Source organism: Streptomyces sp. CA2R106, from assembly GCF_037034245.1.
GTDB lineage: Bacteria > Actinomycetota > Actinomycetes > Streptomycetales > Streptomycetaceae > Actinacidiphila.
In genome coordinates this window covers 1-476 of record NZ_JBAGKC010000178.1, presented here as the reverse complement: position 1 = coordinate 476, position 476 = coordinate 1, and the positions used below count along the sequence as shown (strand labels likewise).

Genomic DNA, 476 nt, shown 5'->3' with positions numbered 1-476 from the left:
GGTCCCGGCCCTCCACCGCCGACACCAGCCGCCCCGCCTGCGCCCGCAGCGCCTCCTCCGTACGACCCGACACCACCCACACCGTCTCCGCGCCGCCGTCCTCCACCACGGACTCCGGCTCCGCGTCCACCTCAGGCGCGGCCTCCAGAATGACGTGCGCGTTCGTCCCCGAGATACCGAACGACGACACCCCCGCCCGCCGGGCGCGCCCCGTCTCCGGCCACGCCACCGACTCCGTCACCAACCGCACATGCCCCTGCTCCCAGTCCACGTGCGAACTCGGCTCATCCACATGCAACGTCCGCGGCAACACCCCGTGCCGCATCGCCAGCACCATCTTGATCACACCCGCCACACCCGCAGCCGCCTGCGTATGACCGATGTTCGACTTCACCGCACCCAACCACAACGGACGCTCCTCCGAACGCCCCTGCCCGTACGTCGCCAGCAGCGCCTGGGCCTCGATCGGGTCACCC

The 476-nt window shown here is 71.4% G+C and carries 1 protein-coding gene; it reads right to left on the bottom strand.

The window, feature by feature from the left end:
* Positions 1 to 476, bottom strand: a 476-nt coding sequence (locus WA788_RS35620) for a polyketide synthase (RefSeq protein ID WP_335984658.1), incomplete at both ends; no start/stop codon positions are given.